General features: G+C 69.9%; 15 protein-coding genes. 4 read left to right on the forward strand and 11 right to left on the reverse strand.

The annotated features are described in order from the left end of the window. The first annotated feature begins 79 nt into the window (after positions 1 to 79). The 3 genes from RB614_RS31225 to eno are packed head-to-tail and all read left to right on the forward strand — an operon-like array spanning position 80 to position 3,881. Complete coding sequence (locus RB614_RS31225) at positions 80 to 1,177, forward strand: Rossmann-fold NAD(P)-binding domain-containing protein (RefSeq protein WP_308716269.1); 1,098 nt, start codon at positions 80 to 82, stop codon at positions 1,175 to 1,177. After that, positions 1,174 to 2,574, forward strand: a complete 1,401-nt coding sequence (locus tag RB614_RS31230; protein ID WP_308716270.1) for a glycerate kinase type-2 family protein — start codon at positions 1,174 to 1,176, stop codon at positions 2,572 to 2,574. Before RB614_RS31225 ends, RB614_RS31230 begins: the two co-directional genes overlap by 4 nt. Continuing rightward, a complete protein-coding gene (gene eno / locus RB614_RS31235; protein WP_308716271.1) occupies positions 2,571 to 3,881 on the forward strand; it encodes a phosphopyruvate hydratase in 1,311 nt (436 codons plus the stop codon). The genes RB614_RS31230 and eno overlap by 4 nt, the downstream gene beginning before the upstream one ends. Here eno and RB614_RS31240 read toward each other — a convergent pair. The 9 genes from RB614_RS31240 to RB614_RS31280 all read right to left on the reverse strand — a co-directional run bounded on the left by RB614_RS31240 (position 3,870) and on the right by RB614_RS31280 (position 15,498). Further along, a complete protein-coding gene (locus RB614_RS31240) occupies positions 3,870 to 4,754 on the reverse strand; it encodes an alpha/beta fold hydrolase (protein WP_308716272.1) in 885 nt (294 codons plus the stop codon). The genes eno and RB614_RS31240 overlap by 12 nt on opposite strands. 81 nt (positions 4,755 to 4,835) lie before the next feature. After that, a complete protein-coding gene (locus RB614_RS31245; protein WP_308716273.1) occupies positions 4,836 to 6,404 on the reverse strand; it encodes an ABC transporter substrate-binding protein in 1,569 nt (522 codons plus the stop codon). A gap of 135 nt (positions 6,405 to 6,539) precedes the next feature. Next, complete coding sequence (locus RB614_RS31250; RefSeq protein ID WP_308716274.1) at positions 6,540 to 8,696, reverse strand: arylsulfatase; 2,157 nt, start codon at positions 8,694 to 8,696, stop codon at positions 6,540 to 6,542. Continuing rightward, the gene (locus tag RB614_RS31255) at positions 8,693 to 9,571 is read right to left on the reverse strand and encodes a formylglycine-generating enzyme family protein (protein ID WP_308716275.1); all 879 of its coding nucleotides are present in this window, start codon (positions 9,569 to 9,571) and stop codon (positions 8,693 to 8,695) included. The genes RB614_RS31250 and RB614_RS31255 overlap by 4 nt, the downstream gene beginning before the upstream one ends. 4 nt (positions 9,572 to 9,575) lie before the next feature. After that, a complete protein-coding gene (locus RB614_RS31260) occupies positions 9,576 to 10,754 on the reverse strand; it encodes an ADP-ribosylglycohydrolase family protein (protein ID WP_308716276.1) in 1,179 nt (392 codons plus the stop codon). A 154-nt stretch (positions 10,755 to 10,908) separates the two neighbouring features. After that, positions 10,909 to 12,729 (reverse strand): dipeptide ABC transporter ATP-binding protein, encoded by a 1,821-nt coding sequence (locus tag RB614_RS31265; protein WP_308716277.1) that lies wholly within the window; start codon positions 12,727 to 12,729, stop codon positions 10,909 to 10,911. Next, positions 12,726 to 13,583 (reverse strand): ABC transporter permease, encoded by an 858-nt coding sequence (locus RB614_RS31270; protein ID WP_308716278.1) that lies wholly within the window; start codon positions 13,581 to 13,583, stop codon positions 12,726 to 12,728. The genes RB614_RS31265 and RB614_RS31270 overlap by 4 nt, the downstream gene beginning before the upstream one ends. After that, complete coding sequence (locus tag RB614_RS31275) at positions 13,580 to 14,533, reverse strand: ABC transporter permease (protein WP_308716279.1); 954 nt, start codon at positions 14,531 to 14,533, stop codon at positions 13,580 to 13,582. Before RB614_RS31275 ends, RB614_RS31270 begins: the two co-directional genes overlap by 4 nt. A 2-nt stretch (positions 14,534 to 14,535) precedes the next feature. Then, positions 14,536 to 15,498: a glycosylasparaginase gene (locus RB614_RS31280; protein WP_308716280.1), complete on the reverse strand. Its 963-nt coding sequence runs from the start codon at positions 15,496 to 15,498 to the stop codon at positions 14,536 to 14,538. Between the two features lie 111 nt (positions 15,499 to 15,609). On the opposite strand from RB614_RS31280, the gene RB614_RS31285 reads away from it, so the two are divergent. Beyond that, the gene (locus RB614_RS31285) at positions 15,610 to 16,536 is read left to right on the forward strand and encodes a LysR family transcriptional regulator (RefSeq protein WP_308716281.1); all 927 of its coding nucleotides are present in this window, start codon (positions 15,610 to 15,612) and stop codon (positions 16,534 to 16,536) included. Here RB614_RS31285 and RB614_RS31290 read toward each other — a convergent pair. Beyond that, the gene (locus tag RB614_RS31290; RefSeq protein ID WP_308716282.1) at positions 16,533 to 18,431 is read right to left on the reverse strand and encodes a CocE/NonD family hydrolase; all 1,899 of its coding nucleotides are present in this window, start codon (positions 18,429 to 18,431) and stop codon (positions 16,533 to 16,535) included. The genes RB614_RS31285 and RB614_RS31290 overlap by 4 nt on opposite strands. Continuing rightward, the gene (locus RB614_RS31295; RefSeq protein ID WP_308716283.1) at positions 18,428 to 20,821 is read right to left on the reverse strand and encodes a S9 family peptidase; all 2,394 of its coding nucleotides are present in this window, start codon (positions 20,819 to 20,821) and stop codon (positions 18,428 to 18,430) included. The genes RB614_RS31290 and RB614_RS31295 overlap by 4 nt, the downstream gene beginning before the upstream one ends. Positions 20,822 to 20,823: the final 2 nt, after the last annotated feature.

Raw genomic sequence — 20,823 nt, forward strand, 5'->3', positions numbered from 1 at the left:
CATCCATTCGATTTCTCCGAATGATATCCGGCGTAAATGTGCGATGGACTCGGAGAGTCGCCTGGGCGAGTCTCGGAACATGCCACGCACCGAGTTCCTGTTCCTCTCCGAGCACGACATGGTCGCGGCCGGGGTCCGGGATGCCGCGCGCAGCGTGGACATCGCGGACGAGGTCTTCCGGCTGCTGCACAGCGGCGACTTCCTCATGGGCGGCCCGAACCGCAACAGCCATGGCCTCGGGCTCGTCTTCCCGCCCACGTCACCGTTCCCGAACATGCCGGTCGCCGGCCCCGACCGGCGCTTCGTCGCGATGCCCGCCTACCTCGGGGGCCGCTTCGACGTCTGCGGCATCAAGTGGTACGGCTCGAACGCCGCGAACCCCGCGTCGGGCCTGCCCCGGTCTGTGCTGACCGTGATGCTCAACGATCGCGGCACCGGCGAGCCGCTCGCCCTCCTCGCCGCCAACAGCCTGAGCGCGGTGCGAACCGGTGCCGTTCTCGGCGTCGCCGTCCGCTACCTGGTCCCGACAGTTCCCCGCAGACTGGCGGTCATCGGATGCGGGGTCGTCAACCGCGCCGCCGTCGCGGCCCTGCTGTCCCAGCTCTCATTCACCGACGTCGTCTGCCACAACCGCAGCCGCGGCAAGGCGGAGGAGTTCGCCCGCTGGCTTGGCGACGAGCACGGTCTCGCGTCGCGCGTTGCCGACTCGGCTGAGGAGGCGGTGCACGGTGCCGACGTCGTGACCGTCGCCGCATCCCGCGCCGCCCCGCTCGAGGTGCGGAGCGAGTGGTTCACGCGCGAGGCGGTGATCCTGCTGAGCGGACCGATGCAGGCCAACGACGAGCTGTGGACGCAGTCGCGCCTCGTCTACGACCACATCCCGCTCCATCACGCCTACGTCGCCGACGCCCGCGCCTCCCCCGACCTCGACGCCGCCTACGGGGCGACCATGGGCGGGCCGCTCTACCGGCTCATCGATCAGGGGCGCCTGCCGCAGCTCGACGACTCCGAGGACCTCGGAACCGTGATCGCGGCGGGCACTTCGCCACCTCGTGGACGCACCGTCTTCATCTCCTGCGGGATGGCGGTGTTCGACGTCGCGTTGGCCTACTGCGTGCTGGCCTCGGCGCGCGAGCGCGGGATCGGCACCGCCCTGGAGCTGTGGGGCGACGCGTGAAGATCCGGAATCACGACGAGCTGCGGGCGACCGGCAACGCGACGTCCCGCGCGATGGTGCTCGACATCGTCGAGGACGCGCTCGCTCGTGTGGACTCGTACGACCGCATCCGCTCCATCATGTCCCTCGACGGGGATCTGCTGCGCATCGGGCGCCGGGAGTGGGATCTGCGCACGAAGCGCAACGTCTACCTGATCGGCGCCGGCAAGGCGTGCAACGCGATGGCCATGGCCGTCGACCACGTGCTCGGCGATCGGCTCACCCGCGGGATCGCGATCGTGAAGATCGCCGAGGACTCAGATCGGTTCCATCGCACCGAGGTGCACGTGGGCGGCCACCCGATCCCCGATGGGCGGGGCCATGCGGCAGCGCTGCGCGTCCTCGACCTCGTCGACGCGTCGGGTCCCGACGATCTGTTCATCGCCGTCATCAGCGGAGGCAGCTCGGCACTGATGAACGCCCCGGTCGACGGGATCAGCGTCCGCGACGAGGCTGTCGCCACCGAACTCCTGCTCACCTCGGGTGCCGGCATCGCCGAGATCAACGCGGTGCGGAGGCACATCTCCCGGGTCAACGGAGGACGGCTCGCCGAGCGCATCCGCGCGCGCGGCGCGGAGCTGATCGGTATCGCGATCTCCGACGCCGTCGGGCGGCCCGGCACAGAGGACATCGCCGAGCCAGATCCCGGCTACCACGGCACACCGATCGGACCGGACCGCACCACGTTCGCCGACGCCCTGGCGACCATCCGCGACTACGAGCTCGCCGACCGCCTGCCGCGGAGCGTGCTGGACTTCCTGGCCACTGCCGGCCCGGAGGCGGAGACCCCGGCCGCGACATCCGGATGCACGTACTTCCTCGTCAACAGCCTGCCCGACCTCGCCGCGGCGGCCGAGGACGCGGCTCGAGCGAAAGGGCTCCCCGTCCACGTACTGACGACCGGGCTGACCGGCGAGAGCCGCGATGCGGGCGCCTTCCTCGCGGCGATCGCGGCGGAGGTGAACGCCACCGGGCGGCCGTTCGCCGCACCCTGCGTGATTGTCTGCGGCGGCGAGACCGTCACCTGGATCCGCGAGCACGACCGCATAACAGGGCGTGGCGGACCGTCGCAGGAGCTCGCACTCGGCTTCGCGCTGGCCGCGGGCGGCATTCACGGCGCCGCCCTCTACGCGATGGATTCGGAGGGGACCGACGGCACCTCGCCTGCGGCCGGAGCTCTCGTCGACTCGACGACCGCGGATCGCGCCCGCTTGCTCGGCGTCGATCTGCGAGCGCACCTGCGCGGACATTCGTCCTACGAGGCGCTCTCGAAGGTGGGTGACGCGGTGCGGACCGGCAACACCGGCACCAACCTCTGCGACCTCAACGTGCTCTACGTGCCGGGGAGCCCGCGATGACCCGGATCACCGAGGTCATCGCGCGCCAGGTACTGGACTGCAAGGCGCGCCCGATGGTGGAGGTCGACCTCGTGACGGCGTCCGGGCACCTCGGCCGGGGTGCCGCTCCGACCGGCTCGACGGTGGGCGCGCACGAAGCGGTCGTGCTGCGCGACGGCGATCCGGGCGACTACCGGGGGCTCAGCGTCCACGCCGCGGTGCGCAATGTGCTCGACGAGATCGTGCCGGCCGTCATTGGCAGGGACATCGTCGACCAGGAGGGGTTCGATCGCATCCTGATCGACCTGGATGGCACGTCCGACAAGAGCCGCCTCGGGGCCAACACCGTCTACTCCGCTTCCGTCGCGTTCCTGCGGGCGCAGGCCCACGAAGCCGGCCAGCCCGTCTACCGCCATATCGCGCGCGAACCGCTGCGCAGCATCCCGGTACCGGCGTTCAACATGATCAACGGCGGGCGCGCCGGTGACGTGGTGCAGCCGTTCAACGAGTTCCTGGTCGTGCCGGTCGGAGCCCGCGACATCGACGAGGCGGTGCAGATGGGGGTGACGCTGTTCGCCGTGCTCGGGGAAGTGCTCACCCGCTTCGCCGCCCGGCCGCCCGGTGTGGGCGGATCGTACGGGTACCTCGCACCGTCATGCGATCCCGGCGTCGTGCTCGCCCTGATGGAGGACGCGGTCGTCGAAGCCGGATACGCGGGACGGGTCGCGTTCGCCCTCGACTGCGCGTCGAGCGAGTTCTACGACCGTGAGCGGGGCACCTACCGCTACGCGGATGCCGAGGTGACCGGCGCCGAGCTCATCGAGCGCGTGCGGCGCCTGAGCCTCGACCACGACCTGCTCTTCGTGGAGGACCTGCTCGACGAGGACGACTGGGCCGGGTTCACGCTGGCCAAGCAGGTGCTGGACCGGACACTGATCCTCGGCGACGACCTCATCGTCACGAACCGCGATCGGCTCGAGCGGGCGATCGCCGAAGCAGCCATCGACGGGTTCGTTCTGAAGCCCAACCAGGTCGGCACGATCTCGGAGGCCCTGGACACTCACGAGCTGGCCCGGCGCAACGGGATTCTCTCGACCCCCTCCGGGCGCTCGGGCGGAGTCGTCGACGACATCGTCATGGATCTCTCTGTGGGACTGCAGGCGCCGTTCCAGAAGAACGGTGCGCCGCGATCCGGCGAGCGGATCGAGAAGCTGAACTTCCTCATCCGCGCCGCGCAGAAGATCGCCGGGGCAGAGCTCGCTCGCCTCGGCGATCTCGCGCGGTTCAGTCCTGGACCAGCCGCCGGGTCCGCGCCGTCAGCTCGCTGATCCGGATGCCGTCGTAGCGTTCTCCGCCACGAACCGGAGGATCTCCTGCGCAGTGCGTCCGGGCCGCTCCTGCTGGATCGAATGACCGGAGTCCTCGATCTCGACGCTCTCGCCCTGCGGGCTCAGCGCGGCGATGCGGGCTGCTTCGGCGGCCATCAGGCTGCGCAGCGGCTCCACCCGCCGCATCCCGATCAGGAATCGGATGGGCACCGACGACGGAGAGGATTCGAGGCGCGCGACCACCTCGCGGGAGCGGTAGAGCTCGCGGAGTTCGCGCCGCGCGGTGCGCAGGTCCCGCACGGTCAGCTGATCCTCCAGCGCGACGGCCAGGTCGTGCGGGGTGTACTCGGGCCACCGGCCGTCGGCGAACGGGCGGAGCAGCCGCCGTCGGAATCCCAGCTGCGACGCCCACTGCCAGCGCGCGTACATGGCGCGGACGCCGCGCATCGACCGGTCGCCGAACACCGCCGAGAACGTGGGGTCGACCAGCACCAGCCCGGTCACCCGGCCCGGCGCCCGCTCCTCGATCAGGCGGATGATGGGACCGCCCCAGCTGTGTCCGACGAGGACGACCGGCTCGTCGATCCCCGCGGCGTCGAGGACCCGCAGCGCGTCGCCGGCCATCGCGTTGATCGTGCGCGACTGCGGCGACACGTCGCTCCCGCCCAGGCCGGCCCGGTCGTACGACAGGGTGCGGCAGCTCGCCGCGAGGATCCGCTGGACGCCGATCCAGGTGCCCGCGGCATTGCCGAGCCCGCACTCGAAGAACAGCGCGGGACCCCGCGCTCCCCCCTCGACGACCCGCATGGATCGACCGTCGCGCAGGGTCAGGTACCTCTCGGTGAGACCCTCGCCGGCGTCGCGCGCTGTCATCTGCTCACCCTCCCACGTGAGTGGCGCCGGCCCGTCTCGTCTCGTGGACGGCGGCGCCGCTGCCGTACACCTGCGATCCGCCTACTTCGGCGAGATCTGCAGGATGTACGGCGTGACGTCGCTCGAGAAGGCGCTGAAGTCCTTCCACTCGAACGCGCCGGACAGGGCGACGTTGATGTTGCCGGCGTACAGCGGGACGTAGGGCACGTCCTCGCCGACGATCTTCAGCAGCTCCGAGTAGTACCCGAACCGCTTGGCGGCATCGGTGGTCGCGTCGGCCTTGTGAATCAGATCGTCGACCTTGGGGTTCACGTAGTCGGCGAAGTTGTTCTGGCCGACGGCGGTCGCCGAGCTGTGGAGCGCCAGACGAGGCATGCCGCCAGGGTCCGGGGTGCGGTTGTTGAAGTAGGTGTACGAGATCGGCACCTCGGAGTGTGGCTTGGAGAACGTGTTCTCGTATTGCGCCTCCGACTGCACGGTGACCGTGATGTCGATGCCCAGTTTCTTCAACTGCCCGGCGATCGCCTGCGCGGTCTCCACGTAGCCGCCGTACGACGGGGTCTTCAGCTCGGCGCTGAAGCCCTGCGGGTACGCCGACTGGCTCAGCTCGCCCTTCGCCTTGTCGAGATCGAAGTTGTAGGTCGGTAGCGAGCCGATCAGCGCGTCCACCTCCTGTTGACTCGCGATCGACAGCAGCTGAGCCGGCGGGATCAGGGTGGAGTCCGCCACGGCGTTGCCGCCGATGACGTTGATGATGTCGTCTTTGTTGATCGCGTAGGCGACAGCGCGACGGACGTGCACGTCGTTCCACGGGGCGACGCCGACGTTCATCCAGAATATGCCCTGACGGGTTCCGGGGACCGAGGTCACCTTGGTGCCCGCGGTCGCCTCGAACGAGCGGACGTCGCTCGGGAACACGACGTCGAGCTCGCCGGTGCGGAACGCGAGCGCCTCGCTGTTCTCGTCGGCGAAGCCCTGCAGGGTCGCCGTGGCGATCTTCGGCTGGCCGCCCCAGTAGTCCGGGTTGGCCGTGAACGTCGCCTTGCCGTTGGTCGAGTCCAGCTCGTCGAGGACGTACGGGCCGGTACCGATGACGCCGGTGCCGGGCTTGCCGAAGTCCTTCGCGTTCTTCGACTGGTGCTGTGCGTCGAAGATATAGCCGTTCAGGGCAAAGACGTACTGGAAGCTCGCGGTGGGGGCCTTCAGCGTCACGACGACGGTCTGGTCGTCGCGCGCCTTGACGTCGGCGATGTCGCTGTAGCGGAACGACTCCGAGAACTCCGGTTTGCGCTCGTAGTTGATCGACGCGACGACGTCCTCGGCCGTGAGCGCGCGACCGCTCGAGAACTTCACGTCGTCGCGCAGGTGGTACACGTAGGTGACGTCGTCGGTCTGCTCGACGGACTCCGCGAGGTTCGGCTCGACCTCGCCGGTCGGGCTGAGCTTCATCAGGGTCTCGAGCATGAACGCGTCGACCTGACGAGCGAACCCGACGCCGGGGTCGATGTTGGAGAAGTCGAGTCCGACGACGCCGACGCGGATCTTGTCGGCCGTGGACGACGGGGTAGAGCCGGCGCAGCCAGCCGCGGCGAGCGCCACCGACAGCACCGCCGCGGGCAGCAGTGCACGGGTTGTGAAACGAGTTCTCATGGTGCGGAGTCCAATTTCTGAAGGGAAAGAATCAGTTGAGCAACGGTGACATGCACCCCGGAGGGTGAGGTAGACCACTCTTCTTTGTGCAGCCACAAGCAAACCCTTGGGCTGACCGCGTGAATCGCCGATTCGCTATGACGTGGGTGCCGGCGTTCGCTCCACGGTGACGCGGACGATCGTGCCGTGGAATCCGCGTGACGGATCGAAATCGTCCCAGCGGACGCCAACCCCGCGGCCGATGTAGAGCTGCCGCACCGGCGGTACGTGGAGCTGCGGGATGGACAGTTGCGCCGCCTGTTCTCGGTCGAGGCTCACGGTCACTCGTGCGCTGTCCGCCTCGCGGCGGAACCTCACCACCAGCGTGTGCCGCCCTTCCGTCATCGGGAGCGAAGACCGGATGCGGTGCTCGCCGGTCAACCCGAACGTCAGGATGGCCACTGCGTCGACCACGTGACACGACCAGATCGGCCGGGTCGAAAAGGTGTACGGATTCGGGTGGTGTGCCCAGAGCACCCCGGACGACTCGCGGCCGGCTACCACTTCGGCGGTGAGCTCGAAGGAGCCGGCGAGCAGGTCCGACGTCGTCACCGGCTGGCTTCCGGCGAAATAGACCTCGCGCGGTCTCGTGTCGTCGCGCGGGGACCGGATCGAGTCGGGTCTCTCCCCGCTGTCGGAGATCGGGAGGACCTGATTGCGTTCGGCCTCAGCCTCCCAGCGTCCGACCATGCCGGCCAGGCGATCGGGCTCGGCGTCCGCGAGGTCGACGGCCTCGGAGAAGTCCGAGCCCAGGTCGAAAAGAGCCCAATGATCCTTCGCGAAATCGACGCTGCCCTCCATCGGAGGCTCCCACATCTGCGGGAACGGAAGGTGGTCCGTGGTCGCCTTCCAGCCGTCGTGGTAGATCGCCCGCGAACCGAGCATCTCGAAGTACTGGGTGTCCCGCGGAGCCGGGCTCGACGCGTCATCCATCGTGGAGAGCATGCTCGCCCCGTCGATGGCCTGCTGATCCACCCCGTCGACGGACGGATCGGGCGAGACGCCCGCAGCCTCCAGGATGCTCGGCATGACGTCGACGACGTGGACGAACTGCCGTCTCGCCGCATCGTCGTCCCGGCGGATCCGCGACGGCCAGTGCACGATGAGCGGAGTACGCACCCCGCCCAGCCACGAGTAGCCCTTCCAGTAGCGGAACGGAGTCGTCCCTGCCCACGTCCATCCCCGGGCGTAGTGATTGTGCGTTCCGACACCGCCGAACTCGTCGACGTGCTCAAGCATGGTCGCTACGTCGTTCGGCTGGAACTTGGCCCAGGTACCCGCTCGCGAGGGATGGTGCGCCGCCCCGTTGTCGGACGTGAGGTAGATGACCGTGTCATCGAGCTGATCGCTGAGCCGGAGGTACTCCACGATCCGGCCGATCTGCTCGTCGGTGTGGGTCAGGAAGCCGGCGTAGACCTCCATCTGCCGGGCGAACACGCGGCGCGCGTCCTCGCCCAGCTCATCCCAAGCCGGCACGGACGGCGGCCGCTCGGTGTTGACGGTTCCCGTGGGGATCACTCCGAGCTCCAGCTGCCGCTGGAACCGGCGCTCGCGCTCGACGTCCCATCCGTGATCGAAGGCGCCGCGGTAGCGCTCGATGCGGGAGGCGGGCGCCTGATGCGGCGAGTGGACCGCGCCGGGCGCGAAGTAGAGGAAGAACGGGTCGTCTCGCCGCGCGGCGCGGTGGGTCCGCATCATGGCCAGGGCCTCGGTCACGAGATCCTCGGTGAGGTGGTAGCCCTCCTCGGGCCGGTAGGGCACGTCAACCGGCGAGTTGTCGCGCACCAGGTCGGGGAACCACTGGTCGGTGAGCCCGCGCATGAACCCGTAGAACCGGTCGAACCCCAGCCGCAGGGGCCAGCGATCGAAGGGACCGCCGGGTCCCGACTCGTCACGCGGTGCGATGTGCCACTTTCCGACCGCGAACGTTCCGTAGCCGGCATCGCGGAGATGGCGGGCGACCGTGGCCGCCGACCGGGGGATCCGTCCGGTGTAGCCCGGTGCTTGCGCGGGCGCGTCGGCGAGCATGCCCATTCCGACGGCGTGATGGTTCCGGCCGGTCAGAAGGCTGGCGCGGGTCGGCGAGCACAACGGTGTCGTATGGAAGTTGGTGTACCTCAGCCCGTCGCGCGCGAGGGCGTCGATGGCGGGCGTGGCGATGCTCGACCCGAAGCACCCGAGCTCCGCGAACCCGAGATCGTCGAGCAGGATCACGACGACGTTCGGCCGCGAGCGCCACTTCTCGCCGGTCACATCGCACCCCGGACCGATCGCGCGCAGCGGAATCCGATGTGGGTGGCCGCGGAGTCCACGCTCTGCCGCGAGCGCGCGGCCGGGCGGTACCTCAGGCAGTAGTCCGGTGAGCACAGGTGCGAGCCGCCCTTGAGCACCCGGTCGCCGCTGGTCGCGTCCGGCCCGCACCCGCAGTGTCCGGAGCCGTCTGCGCTCTCGTGTGTGGACCATGTCGTGTCCGTCCACTCCCAGGTGTTGCCCGTCATCTCGAACAGCCCGTAGCCGTTCGGCGGGAACGAGCGGACCGGAGCCGTCCCGATCCAGCCGTTCGCCCCGGTGTTCAGGTATGGGAACCTGCCCTGCCAGGTGTTCGCGCGCAGGGCGTCAGGCTCCTGAGGATCGTCTCCCCAGGCGAATCGTGCGCCCACGAGGCCGCCGCGCGCCGCCCACTCCCATTCCGGCTCGGTTGGCAGTCGCTTGCCCGCCCACGCCGCGTAGGCCACGGCGTCGTCGAACGCGATCTGCACGACCGGGTGGTCGCCCATCCCCTCGATCGTGCTCCCGGGTCCACGGGGATGCCGCCACTGCGCTCCCGGAACCCACCGCCACCATTGACGCCAGTCACCGAGATCGACCGGGCCGCGAGTCGGGGTGAAGACCAGCGACCCCGCAGCCCGGCCCGCCGGCTCCGGGATGTCGAACTCGGCCGGGTCCAGAGGCCGCTCGGCGACGGTCACGTAGCCGGTCTCGGCGACGAACCGGGCGAACTCGGCGTTGGACACCGCGGTCTCGTCGATCTCGAACGCGGCGACGGCGACCTCGACGACTGGGCCCTCCTCCGGATAGAACTCCTCCGAGCCCATCAGGAGCGTTCCACCCTCGATCCGGCGCATCATGCGGTCAGCTCAGGGCGATCCGGGTCGTGCGGGCGGCCAGCTCGCTGATGCGGGATCCGTCGTATCCGAGCACGGCGCTGCGCATGCGATCGTCGAGCGGTTCCACCCAGTGACGCGGAATGCCGGATGCCCCGGTGAGCACGCCGGCGACGCATCCGGCCGTGGCTCCGTTCGAGTCGGTGTCCAGCCCGGCCTGGACGGTGAGGCCAATCGCGGTCGTGAAGTCCCCCTCCGACCAGAGCAGGCCTGCCGTGACCGCGGCGGCGTTGTTGACGGCGTGCACCCAGTGGTAGTGGCCGAGTTCGGCATCCGCCTTGTCGAGCGCGGCATCCCATCCGAGGCCCGCGTCGTACGACTTGAGGACCCCGCGCACAGCGACGGCGAGCCGGGATCGCGGAGGGATGTGACGAAGCGACTCGACGACGGCATCGCGCGGGCCATCGGCCGTGAAGGCGGCCGCGACCAGGGCCGCCGCCCACATCGCGCCGTACACGCCGTTCCCGCGGTGGGAGAGCGTCGCATCCTCGATCGCCTGCAGGGCCGCCGCGCGGGGACGCCCCGGATTCGTAAACCCGTGGATGTCGGCCCGGATCTGCGCTCCGATCCATTCGCGGTGAGGATTCCGGTAGCCGCCTGTCGCGGGCGGCCGAACGCCCTCGAGCAGGTTCGCGATCGTGATGATCTCCGCCGTGAAGGTGAGGAGAACGGGCAGGCGGGAGAGCCACTCCGCGGCGACGTCCGAGCCCGTGTACTCCCGGCCGTAGGTCTCCAGGACATGCAACCCGATGATCGTGTAGTCGAGATCGTCGTCGCGCGCCGAGCCGTGAATCCGGCCTCGTGCGGTCTCCGTCCAGCAATCGCGGAACCAGAGCTCGCCGTACCGGTCGGACTCGATCGGGACGTAGTCGCGCAGCGGGTAGGCGTCGACCGATTCCAGGTACCGCCTGATGACGGGACGTGTCCAGGTCTTGCCGCCCTCGACGGGTTTGCCGAGATTGCATCCCGCGACTCGCCCGAGCCAGCCGCCGTGCACCCGATCCTCGATCCGGGCATCCGATGACGGAGGCGGGGAGTCGTCCGCCGGCAGCGCGGCGACGATGTCGTCGTGGCTGTCCGGCTCCTCGAACGCCCAGGTCGGGTCCCGGGGCAGATCGTCGAGGGCGTCGAAGATCTCCCAGACCATCGCGGCGGGCGGGTCGGCGGGCAGCGCGGCGAATCGCGCTTCGAGGCCGGACGGGTCGTACCCCGTCTCCCGGCGTTGCGCGAACTCGTACCGCAGCCGAGCCGAGGGCGACAGCTGCGGTTCGAGGGGTTCGAGTCCCTGGTACTCCACCATGTCAGCCCTCCCCCAGCCAGCCGGCTTCCGCGGACGGGACCGAGGCGATCAGCTTCTGCGTGTACGGGTGACTCGGTGTGCCGAGCACGTCGTCGACCGGTCCGGCTTCGACCACCGAGCCGTTGTGCATGACATACACCCGCTCCACCACCTGGCGCACGATCGACAGGTCGTGGGTGATGAAGAGGTACCCGATCCCGTGCTCCTCGCGGATGCGCGAGAACAGGTTGAGCACCTGCGCCTGCACCGACACGTCGAGCGCGGCGACGGGTTCGTCGCAGATCAGCAGCTTGGGGTGCACCGCCAGCGCACGCGCGATCGCCACGCGCTGATGCTGGCCGCCGGAGAGCGCCGCGGGCTTCCGCTGCGCGTACTCGGGTTCGAGGCCCACCGAGTGCAGCAGCTCGCCCACCCGCTGCGACATGTTCCGCGCGGAGGGGTCGCGGATCGAGATCGCCTCCGCGAGCGCCGAGCCGATCGAACGGGTCGGGTTGAGCGACGAGTACGCGTCCTGGAAGATCATCTGCACCGTGCCGCGCAATTTCTTGCGGTCGCGTGCCGACAGCTTCGACCAGTCGGATGCGTCGATCCCGTCGATCTCGATCGTCCCGCCGGTGAGCGTCTCCAGGCCCGCGATCGCGCGCCCCAGGGTGGTCTTGCCCGAGCCGGACTCTCCCACCAGTCCGACCCCCTCCCCCTCTCCGAGCCGGATGGACACCGACCCGAGCGCGGTCACGGTCCGCTGACCGGAACGGAACTCCTTGTGCGCGTCGGTGACGACCACCAGCGCGGTCGCCGGCTCCGTCGCGGAGGTCTCCACCGCTTCCGCCTCGGCCGCGGAGCGCACCTCGCGCAGCTCGCCCCGGATCTCGTCGATGCGGATGCACCTGCTCAGCCGCCCCGGCTCGACCTCGCTCAGTGCTGGGCGCCCGACGAGGCACTCGGCCTTCGCCCAGGCGCACCGCGTCGAGAACGGGCAGGCGGTCGCGACCTGATCGGCCGGCGGCACGGAGCCCGGGATCGCCACGAGCTCCGCGATCCGCCGGTCGGCGGGGGGCTCAGAGAGCAGCAGACCCTGCGTGTAGGGGTGGAGCGGCTCGTGCTCAAGTTCGCTCGACGTCGCGGTCTCGACCATCACGCCCGCGTACATGACGTAGGCGCGATCGCACATCGAGAACGCGATCCGGAGGTCGTGGGTGATGAGGATCAGGCTCATCCCGCGCGCGACCTGCAGCTTCTTGATGAGCGCGAGGATATCGCGCTGGGTCGTCACGTCGAGCGCCGTCGAGGGCTCGTCCGCGATCAGCAGCTCGGGCTCGCGGGCCAGCGCCGCCGCGATCGCGACGCGCTGCCGCATCCCGCCGGAGAGCTGGAACGGGTACCGGTCGGCGACGCTCGCGTCGGTGATCCCGACCTCGGCGAGCCGCCAGACGACGTCCTGCCGCCGCTGCGCACGGGTCATGCGGGACCGGTCCTCGGGACGCAGGGAGTCCTCGATGGTCCGGTGCACGCGGAACACCGGGTTCAGCATCGTGAACGGGTTCTGCATGATCAGCCCGATGCGGGAGCCGCGCACCCGCTGCCACGCGTTCTCGTCCAGGGCCATGAGGTCGACCTCGGCGAAGTTCGCGTCGCCCTCGGCCCGGATCCCGCGCGGCAGCAGCCCGATCAGCGCCTTCGCGGTCATCGACTTGCCGCTGCCGGACTCGCCGACGATGGCGATCGACTCGCCCGGCGCGAGGGACAGGTCCACGTCGTCGACGATCATGCGCCCGGATGTGCCCGCGACGACGCGCAGTCCGTCGACGGTCAGCCCGGTCATCGCGACATCCCCCGGCTCGACAGCCGCTCGTAGACCCAGTCACCCGCGATGCTCACCATCGTCGCGGTGAGCACGATCATCGCGGCCGGGGCGAGCACCGCGACCGGGTTCACGAAGAGCAGGCTGCGGCCCTCGGCGACCATCAGGCCCCAGTCGGGAGTCCCGGCGGCGACGCCGAGGCCGAGGAACGAGAGCCCGGCGAGCGCGACGAGCGACCCGGCGAAATTGATGCTGGCGTTCGCGATCGCCGCCGGGGCGACGTTCGGCCAGATGTGGGTGAGCAGGATGCGCGGCTCGGAGACGCCGATCGACTTCGCCGCCTCCACGTAGGGGCGCGGCGCCTGCTCAAGCGTCGCGCCGCGGATGATGCGGGCGTCCCCTGGCGCCACCAGGATGATCAGCAACACCACCGCCAGCCAGTAGCTGCCGCCGAAGGTCCCGGCCACCACGATCACGACCAGCGTTCCCGGCAGCGAGAAGGTCAGGTCGACCCAGCGCATGATGATCGAGTCGATCCGGCCGCCCCGGTAGCCGGCGAGCAGGCCCAGGACGTTGCCGAGCACCATCGCGCCGAGGGCGATGACGAACGGGCCCACCACGGCGCTGGCCGCGCCCGCGAGGATGCGCGAGAGGATGTCGCGGCCGAGCGCATCGGTGCCGAGCCAGTGCTCGGACGACGGCGTCGAGAGTCCGAGTCCCAGGTCCTGCTGCATCGGGTCGTACGGCGAGACCAGACGGCCGAAGACGGCGAGCAGCACGATGAGCCCGAGGATCGTCAAGGTGACGACCACGAGCACGTTCGGCCGGGTCCGCGGCGCCTCGATCAGCGAGACGACCTCGGTACGGGCGCTCATGCGAGGGTCCTGTTCCGCACCCGCGGGTCGGCCGCGAGGTACGCCAGGTCGGCGAGCAGGTTGAAGCCCATGACGATTAGCGCGATGAAGATCGCGACGCCCTGGATCATCGGCAGATCCTGCGAGTTCGCGGCCTTGACCACGAGCGAGCCCATGCCGTTGATCGAGAACGTCACCTCGATGAACACGGCGCCGATCAGCAGGAAGGCGAGCACCATCGCACTGACACCCAGGATCGGGATCATCGCGTTGCGCAGCACGTACTGGAACAGCACCTTCGACCGGCTGATTCCCCGAGCCCGCGCGAACGTCACGTAGTCCTGGTCGAGCACCGCGAGCACGGCCGCCCGGACGTGCTTCACCACGAAGGCCGATCCGACGATCGCCAGCGAGAAGGCGGGCAGCGTCAGGTGCCACAGCCGGTCGAGGAAGCCCTCGCCCGCGCCGAACGCCGGAAACCAGCCCAGCGCGACCGAGAACACGTAGAGCAGGAACACGCCGCTGACGAAGGCCGGGGTGCTCAGGCCGACCACGGTCAGCGCGACGAGGCCGCGGTCGGCAACACTGCGCTGCCGGAGCGCCGCGAGCACGCCGACCCCGAGGCCGATCGCCATCTCGATGGCGAACGCGTAGATCGCCAGGAACACCGTGACGGGCAGCCGCGCGAGGATCTCGCCGGTCACGGGCAGCGTGGTCTGGATCGACTCGCCGAAGTCGAGCCGCAGCGCGCCCTGCAGCCAGATCCAGTACTGCGTGATGAACGGCTCGTCGAGGTGGTACTTGGCGGTCAGCGCCGCGACGGTCTCGGGGTTGCGCGGCACGTTCTTCAGCAGGACGTCGATCGCGCTGCCCGGCGCGAGGTAGAGCAGCGAGAACACCAGGAACGAGATGACGAACAGCAGCACGAGCATGGCGAGCAGCCGTCGCACGATGAACCGGACGATCGCCACAGTCAGCGTCCGAGTTCGACGCCGGGCCAGTCGACGGTGACGCTCTGGGCGCGCACCGGCTCCGACATCCCGTCGCGCAGGTAGACGTACTCAAGGGATGAAGCGGTCGTGAACGAGACGACCTCGCCCTCCGGCGTCATCGCGACCATGTTCATGACGGCGGAGTCCGGGAACTCCAGGGCGATCGGCAGCAGGTCCTCGATGGCGGCGCGGCCGGCGTCGACGAGCGGCTGCCCGGCGGCGAGGCGCGAGATGACGTCGCGCACGAGCCCGCCGCGCATCGACACCTCGCCGAGTCCGGTGCAACCGGCGGCGCCGTACCGGTCGTCGGCGTAGATGCCGGCGCCGACGATGGGCGAGTCGCCGATGCGGCCCGGGTACTTCCAGGCCCAGCCGCTCGTGCTGACCGCGGCGGCGAGGTGCCCGTGCACGTCGCGGGCGACGACGTTGACGGTGCCATGAACGTGCTCCGGGTCGGCGGCGAGCGCGGTGAGCTGCGCCAGCGGGCCGCGAAACATCTCCAGCTTGCCGGGCAGGATGCCGTCGACTCCCTTCTGCCATATGTCACAGGTCTCGTCGGTGAGCAGGTCCTCCGGCGTCATGCCGATCTCGGAGGCGAACCGGGCGGCACCCTCACCGACCAGGAACGTGTGGGGTAGCTTCTCCATGACCGCGCGCGCGACCGTCACAGGATGGCGGTACCCCGCGATCGCGCCGACGGCGCCCGCACGACGGTTCGCGCCATCCATGATCGCGGCGTCGAGCTGCACCTCGCCCAGGAGGTTCGGGTAGCCGGTGTAGCCCACCGAATGGTCGGCGGGGTTGTCCTCGACGAGCCGGGTCGCAGCTTCGACCGCGTCGACGGCGCTGCCGCCCGCGGCGAGGATCTCCCACGCCGCCGGAAGGCCGATCTCCGCGTTGTGGCTCCCCGCGACGACCGCGGTATTCGATGGATCCGGCTTCATCCGACTCTCTCTCCGACAGCGGTGCCACCTGACCAGGGCTTTCGTTGAGTCTGGCACGCCCCCGACTCCGGTGGTAGCTTTGTTTTCCTTCCTGAAACCCAAGGATTGCTTTTGACTCTGCGGCAGCTGCTCTACTTTCTCGGTGCGGCCGATCTGGGCTCGTTCACCGCCGTCGCGGCACGCATGCAGGTGACCCAACCGGCAGTCGCCGAGCAGATCCGCCAGCTTGAGCGCTTCCTGAAGGTCGACCTGTTCGTCCGCCTCGGGCGAGGCATCCGACTCACACAGTCCGGCGAGGAGTTCCTCCCCCACGCCCGCCGCGTGGTCGCCGCGGCCGAGGAGGCGCAGCGCAGCGTCGCGGGGATGCGGGCGCTGCTGGGCGGGACCGTGACCTTCGGCGCGTTCGGCGCTCCGGCGCACTACGGCTTCGCGGCGCTCATCCGGGACTTCGCGACCGCCCACCCGGCGGTGCGGCTCCGGCTGCGTGGGCGCAACTCCTCCGAGATCGCCGATGCCGTGCGGGCCGGTGCTCTCGAGGCCGCGTTGGTGGTGCTTCCGGTCAACGACGACGGCATCGATGTCGAGCCGATCGCGCGGGACGAGGTGCTGATCGTCAGCTCCGATCCCGACCTCACGCGGCGCCCGCTGAGCATCGAGCAGCTGGCGAAGAGCCCGCTCGTGCTCTACGAGGCGCAGTATGCGGAGCACGATCCCACCCGCCGCCAGCTGGCCGAGCGCGCGCAGACAGCCGGCATCCGCCTCGAGTTCCCGTTCGAGGTCGAGCACCTCGACACCGCCCTGCAGCTCGCGTCGGCCAGCCTCGCGACCACCTACGTGCCGAGCGCCGTCACACGATCGCCGGTGTTCCCCGCAAACCTGACGACCGGCAGCTTCGACCCGCCGATGTACGACGTCTTCGCGATCATCACCCGACGCGGAACCCGCGTCTCCCCCGCGACCGGGGAGTTCCTGCGCCGGGTCGTCCGCCACATGCGCGGCGTCGCGGAGCCCATCCGCCGCGACGCCGACGATGGCTAGTCCGGAATCACCGGGAGGGTCACGCTCGACGCCCGTGAGCCTCCGTAATGCACCGCGTTCCGGGCGACGACGCCCTCGATCTCGTCGAAGTTCGCGCCGCCGGTGTTGAGGTTGCGCTCGTACGCCGGGAAGCTGCTCGATGAGATCTCGAGCCGGATGCGGTGGCCCTCCTGGAAGCGGTTGCCGGTCACCATGTTCGGCAGGGTGATCCGGTAGACCTCGCCCTCCTCGGCGTGCTGCGCCTGGTCAAACCCGGCGCGGTAGCGCAGCCGGAAGCCGTCGTCGGCGAGGTTGATCGCCGTGCCGTCGGGGAGCACATCGACGAGTCGGACGATGAAGTCGGTGTCCCGCGCCGAGGTGGAGACATCGAGGGTCACCTCGACCGGCCCGACCACCGTGATCGCCTGCTCAAGGGGCGGCGTGCTGTAGACGAGCACATCCCGTCGCGCCGAGATCGGGCGCTGATCGAGGGCGGCGTTGAACCCGAGCACCCCGCCGAGGTTCGGGGTCGGGTTCATCGGATCGTAGACGTAGGAGTCCTCGGACTCCTCGGCAGACGGGTCGGTCCGGAGGCCGCCGGCCTCGTTCCGGCGCCAGGCCTCGGGGTCGGCGACCAGGTGGAAGGTGGTCGGCACCGCGGCCGGCGGCGGCCAGCTCTCGGCCGAGATCCAGCCCTGGTGCATCACGAAGAGCTGCACCTTCGGCATGTCCGCGACGCCGTTCTCGGTGCCGCGCACCCACTTGTCGAACCAGGCCAGGTAGAGCTTCGGGTAGCCGTGGTCCACGCCGCGGTACCGCACGTCGCCGAGCTTCAGGTCGCCGAACACGAAGTCGCGCATGTCCGGGGCCGGCATGGCGTCGATCTCGGTGGTGGTGAAGCCGGCGAACATCTCCTTCGCGGTCTTCTTGGTGAGCTCATAGGGAAGCTCCTGCCAGATCGCGCAGTGCGGCCCGCCGCCGATGATGAGGTACTGCTCCGGGGTGTCCAGACTCTGCAGGTAGCTGAACAGCCGGGTGGTCTCGCCGATGGCGAGGTCGTGCCAGGTGTTGATGTGCAGGGCGGGGACGCGCGGCTCGTCGCCCTCGCCGATCAGCTCGACCTCGTTCCACGCCGGGTCGGCGGGCGTGCGGGTCATGTAGCGATCGAACGGCGACACCGGCGCCCCGGCGTTGCTCAGCACGTCCTTGCTCGGCAGGTGGCGCAGCTGCTCCGCGGTGTCCGGCGCCCAGCCCTTGCGCGCCGAGAACTGGAAGTACTTGCGGATGCGCTGCCGCTCCTCCTGCGTGGCACCGGCCGGGATCACCGGCTTCTCGGTCGGGGCGAGGCGCCCGTACCAGTTCGCCCAGTTGGAGAGCATCGGGATGCCGCCCTTGTAGAACGCGCCGCGGGTGTCGTTGCCCGGCACGTCGCCGACCGCGGTCCCCGACGCACCCGGCACCATGGCGACGTGGCCCGGCGCGTTCGCCGAGGCCATCGGCCACTGATGCTCGCCGGAGCTGGAGCACCCGATGGTGCCCACCCGGCCGTTCGACCACGGCTGCTGGAGGATCCAGGCGACGGTGTCCGGGCCGTCGGTCCCGGCACCCGCCAGGTAGTCGACGAACACGCCCTCCGAGAAGAGGAACCCGCGCTCGTTCTGCACGACGACCGCGTATCCCTGGCGCGCGAAGTAGTCGACCCACTTCGTGCGGACCGAGCCCTCGCCGACGTCCTTGTCGTACGGGGTCTTCACCAGCACTGTCGGCAGGGGACCTTCGGCCCCGCGCGGGAGATAGACATCCGTGGAGAGACGCACGCCGTCCCGCATCGGGACCATGACCTCCATCTCGATGTCGAAGTCGTCGAAGAGCGGCCGCGGCAACGGTCCCTGCCAGTAGGCGTCGTCGAGGGTCATCCGATCCGTCCTTCCGCCAGGTGGAGCGAGGCGAGCAGCTCCGCGTCGGCGTGCTCGCTCGCCATCACGATGCCGCGGGTGTCGAGCATGCGCACCGGCTGGGGCGGGGTCGACCCGAACAGGTGCGTGACCAGGTAGTCGAGCCGCCGCCGCATCCCGTAGCCGGTGACCTCGTGACCGGCGCTGGGCAGCACGACGAGGTCGAAGTCCTTGTTCTCGTCGATGAGGGCCTGCACGAACTGGAACAGCTGCGCGGGATGCACGCCGAAGTCTTCGAGCCCGTGGATGAGCATCAGATGCCCCCGCAGCCCCGCGGCGTACGTCTTCGCCGCCGCCCTCTCGTAGCCGGCGGCGTCGAACGGGCCCTGGTAGCGCTCGCCGAACCCGTGGGAGAACAGGCGGGGATCGAAGTTGCCAGAGGCGGCGACGGCGACCGAGAAGAAGTCGCCGTGCCGCAGCGCGCCGAGCGCGGCGAGATAGCCGCCGCCGGAGAACCCGGTGATGGCGACCCGGTCGAGGTCGATCGGATGCCGGGCGGCGAGCGCCGTGATGGTCGCGCGGTGGTCGTCGAGATTCGAGACGTCCTGCAGGGCGCCGTACGAGGCCTGCCGGAAGGCACGCTCCCGGTTCGCCGTGCCACGCCCGTCGAGGACGAGGCAGAACGCCCCGAGTGCGGCGTACCCCGCGGCCTCGACGAAGGTGCACGCCGTCGGGTAGTCGACGAATGCCGCGGTGGGGACGAGCGACTCTTGCGGGCTGCCGTAGACCAGGTCGACCAGGGGATAGCTCCGTGTCGGGTCCGGGTCGGGCGGGAGGAAGAGCAGGCCGTGCAGCTCGAACGACCCGTCTGCGGCGGGGACCGTCACGCGCTCCGGCCACCGCCAGTCGTCCGGCAGGCCGTCGCCGATGGCGGTCTCGAGGACGGCGATCTCCTCGCCTGTCCTGCGGCGCAGCACCGAGCGGGGCAGCCGGTCGACGTCTCCGACCGTCTCGACGAAGTAGTCGCCGTCGGGGGAAAAGCCGCTGATCCGTCCGATGTCGGCGCCGGTGGTGCGCGAGAGCACGGCGATGTCCCAGGAGCGCGGCCGCCAGACCCGGTGGTCGCCCGGCTCGCCGGAGACGACGCGCACGCGCCCGTCGTCGAGTCCGGCGACGCAGACCTTCCGCACATAGGGGCTCTCCGCGGGGTCGATGCCCCCGGCGAGGAACGACACCTCGCGCCGCACCGGGTCCACGCGCAACAGTTCGCGCACCTGCCAGTCGCCCTGGGTCAGAGCCCGCACCAGCTCGCCGCTGGCGAGGTCGTAGAGGTAGAGGTGCCCGCGGCCGGTGCGCTCCGAGTACCAGATGACCTCGCCGGACTCCGCGAGCGGGATGATGAGCGCCGGGTCGTACAGGCTGACGCTCAGCTCGAGCGCGAACTCCGAGGTCTCGGAGAACAGCGTGGTCGTCGTGCCGGCGGCGACGTCGAACGCCCGCACGTGGGCGGCGCGCTCCCCGCGTTCCAGGTCGACGAAGTAGGCGGTCCCGCCGTCGGCTGACCACCACACCGTCTCGGCGGCGAACGGGGTGTCGCTCATCCGGCTGGCCGGTATGCGGGAGTGCTCCGGCTCGAACTGCGCACCGGTCAGCGGATCCAGCACGAACAGGCGGAACTCCGTCACGTGCGCGTCCCCCGGCATGCTGGTGCGGTTCGGGTGCACCGTCGGACGCAGCCCGTCGGCGGGGACGTACGTGGTGGCGGGCAGTTCCGGGACCTCGCGCTCGTCCGTCTGCAGCGTGAAGAACAGCCGCGAATCGGGGGACCACATCCCGTCGGGCGCGGCGCGCAGCCCGTACTTGTCGTATACCGAACGCATCCGGGACGCACCCATCCCGTACGCGTCGTCCTCGGCGCCGTCCGAGGTCAAGCGCTTCTCGGTCCCCTTCACCAGGTCGTGGACCCAGAGGTCGTGGTCGCGCACCGAGATCGCACGCCGGCCATCGGGGGAGACCGCCCAGGTCGGCGCGGGCCGCGCGGCATCCTGAGCGAGGGATGCCGTCGCCGGGTCGAAGTGCCAGCTGCGGCCGGCGTAGCCGAACCGCAGGCGCAGCGGGTCGAGGTCGACATCGAGGGATCGCAGGATGACGGCGTCCGGCGGCAGGTCCCGCCGCAGCGCTGTGCCCAGGGCGGCGACCACGGATGCGTGGGTCGCGATCAGGGTGTTTTCGCCGGACTCCGCGTCCACCAGCCGGTACTCGGCACCGGCGCGGGTCGCCCGGTCGTACCAGAACCGCGAGGGCGAGACCCAGCGCGGATGCACACTGGGATTGAGCACGAGCGTGTCGAGGTCGGCGAGGCGCTGCACCGCCCCGTAGCGCTCGGCCCACGCCGGCTCGTTCCCAGTCACTT

Source organism: Phytohabitans maris (genome assembly GCF_031085175.1).
GTDB classification, from domain to species: Bacteria; Actinomycetota; Actinomycetes; order Mycobacteriales; family Micromonosporaceae; genus Phytohabitans; species Phytohabitans maris.

Bases quoted from the DNA above. Each gene is read 5' to 3' on its own strand.
- RB614_RS31255 (WP_308716275.1), bottom strand. From the start codon at position 9,571: ATGATGCGCCGGATCGAGGGTGGAACGCTCCTGATGGGCTCGGAGGAG.
- RB614_RS31290 (WP_308716282.1), bottom strand. From the start codon at position 18,431: ATGACCCTCGACGACGCCTACTGGCAGGGACCGTTGCCGCGGCCGCTC.
- RB614_RS31260 (WP_308716276.1), bottom strand. From the start codon at position 10,754: ATGGTCTGGGAGATCTTCGACGCCCTCGACGATCTGCCCCGGGACCCG.
- eno (WP_308716271.1), top strand. From the start codon at position 2,571: ATGACCCGGATCACCGAGGTCATCGCGCGCCAGGTACTGGACTGCAAG.
- RB614_RS31280 (WP_308716280.1), bottom strand. From the start codon at position 15,498: ATGAAGCCGGATCCATCGAATACCGCGGTCGTCGCGGGGAGCCACAAC.
- RB614_RS31270 (WP_308716278.1), bottom strand. From the start codon at position 13,583: ATGAGCGCCCGTACCGAGGTCGTCTCGCTGATCGAGGCGCCGCGGACC.
- RB614_RS31225 (WP_308716269.1), top strand. From the start codon at position 80: ATGCCACGCACCGAGTTCCTGTTCCTCTCCGAGCACGACATGGTCGCG.
- RB614_RS31245 (WP_308716273.1), bottom strand. From the start codon at position 6,404: ATGAGAACTCGTTTCACAACCCGTGCACTGCTGCCCGCGGCGGTGCTG.
- RB614_RS31265 (WP_308716277.1), bottom strand. From the start codon at position 12,729: ATGACCGGGCTGACCGTCGACGGACTGCGCGTCGTCGCGGGCACATCC.
- RB614_RS31240 (WP_308716272.1), bottom strand. From the start codon at position 4,754: ATGACAGCGCGCGACGCCGGCGAGGGTCTCACCGAGAGGTACCTGACC.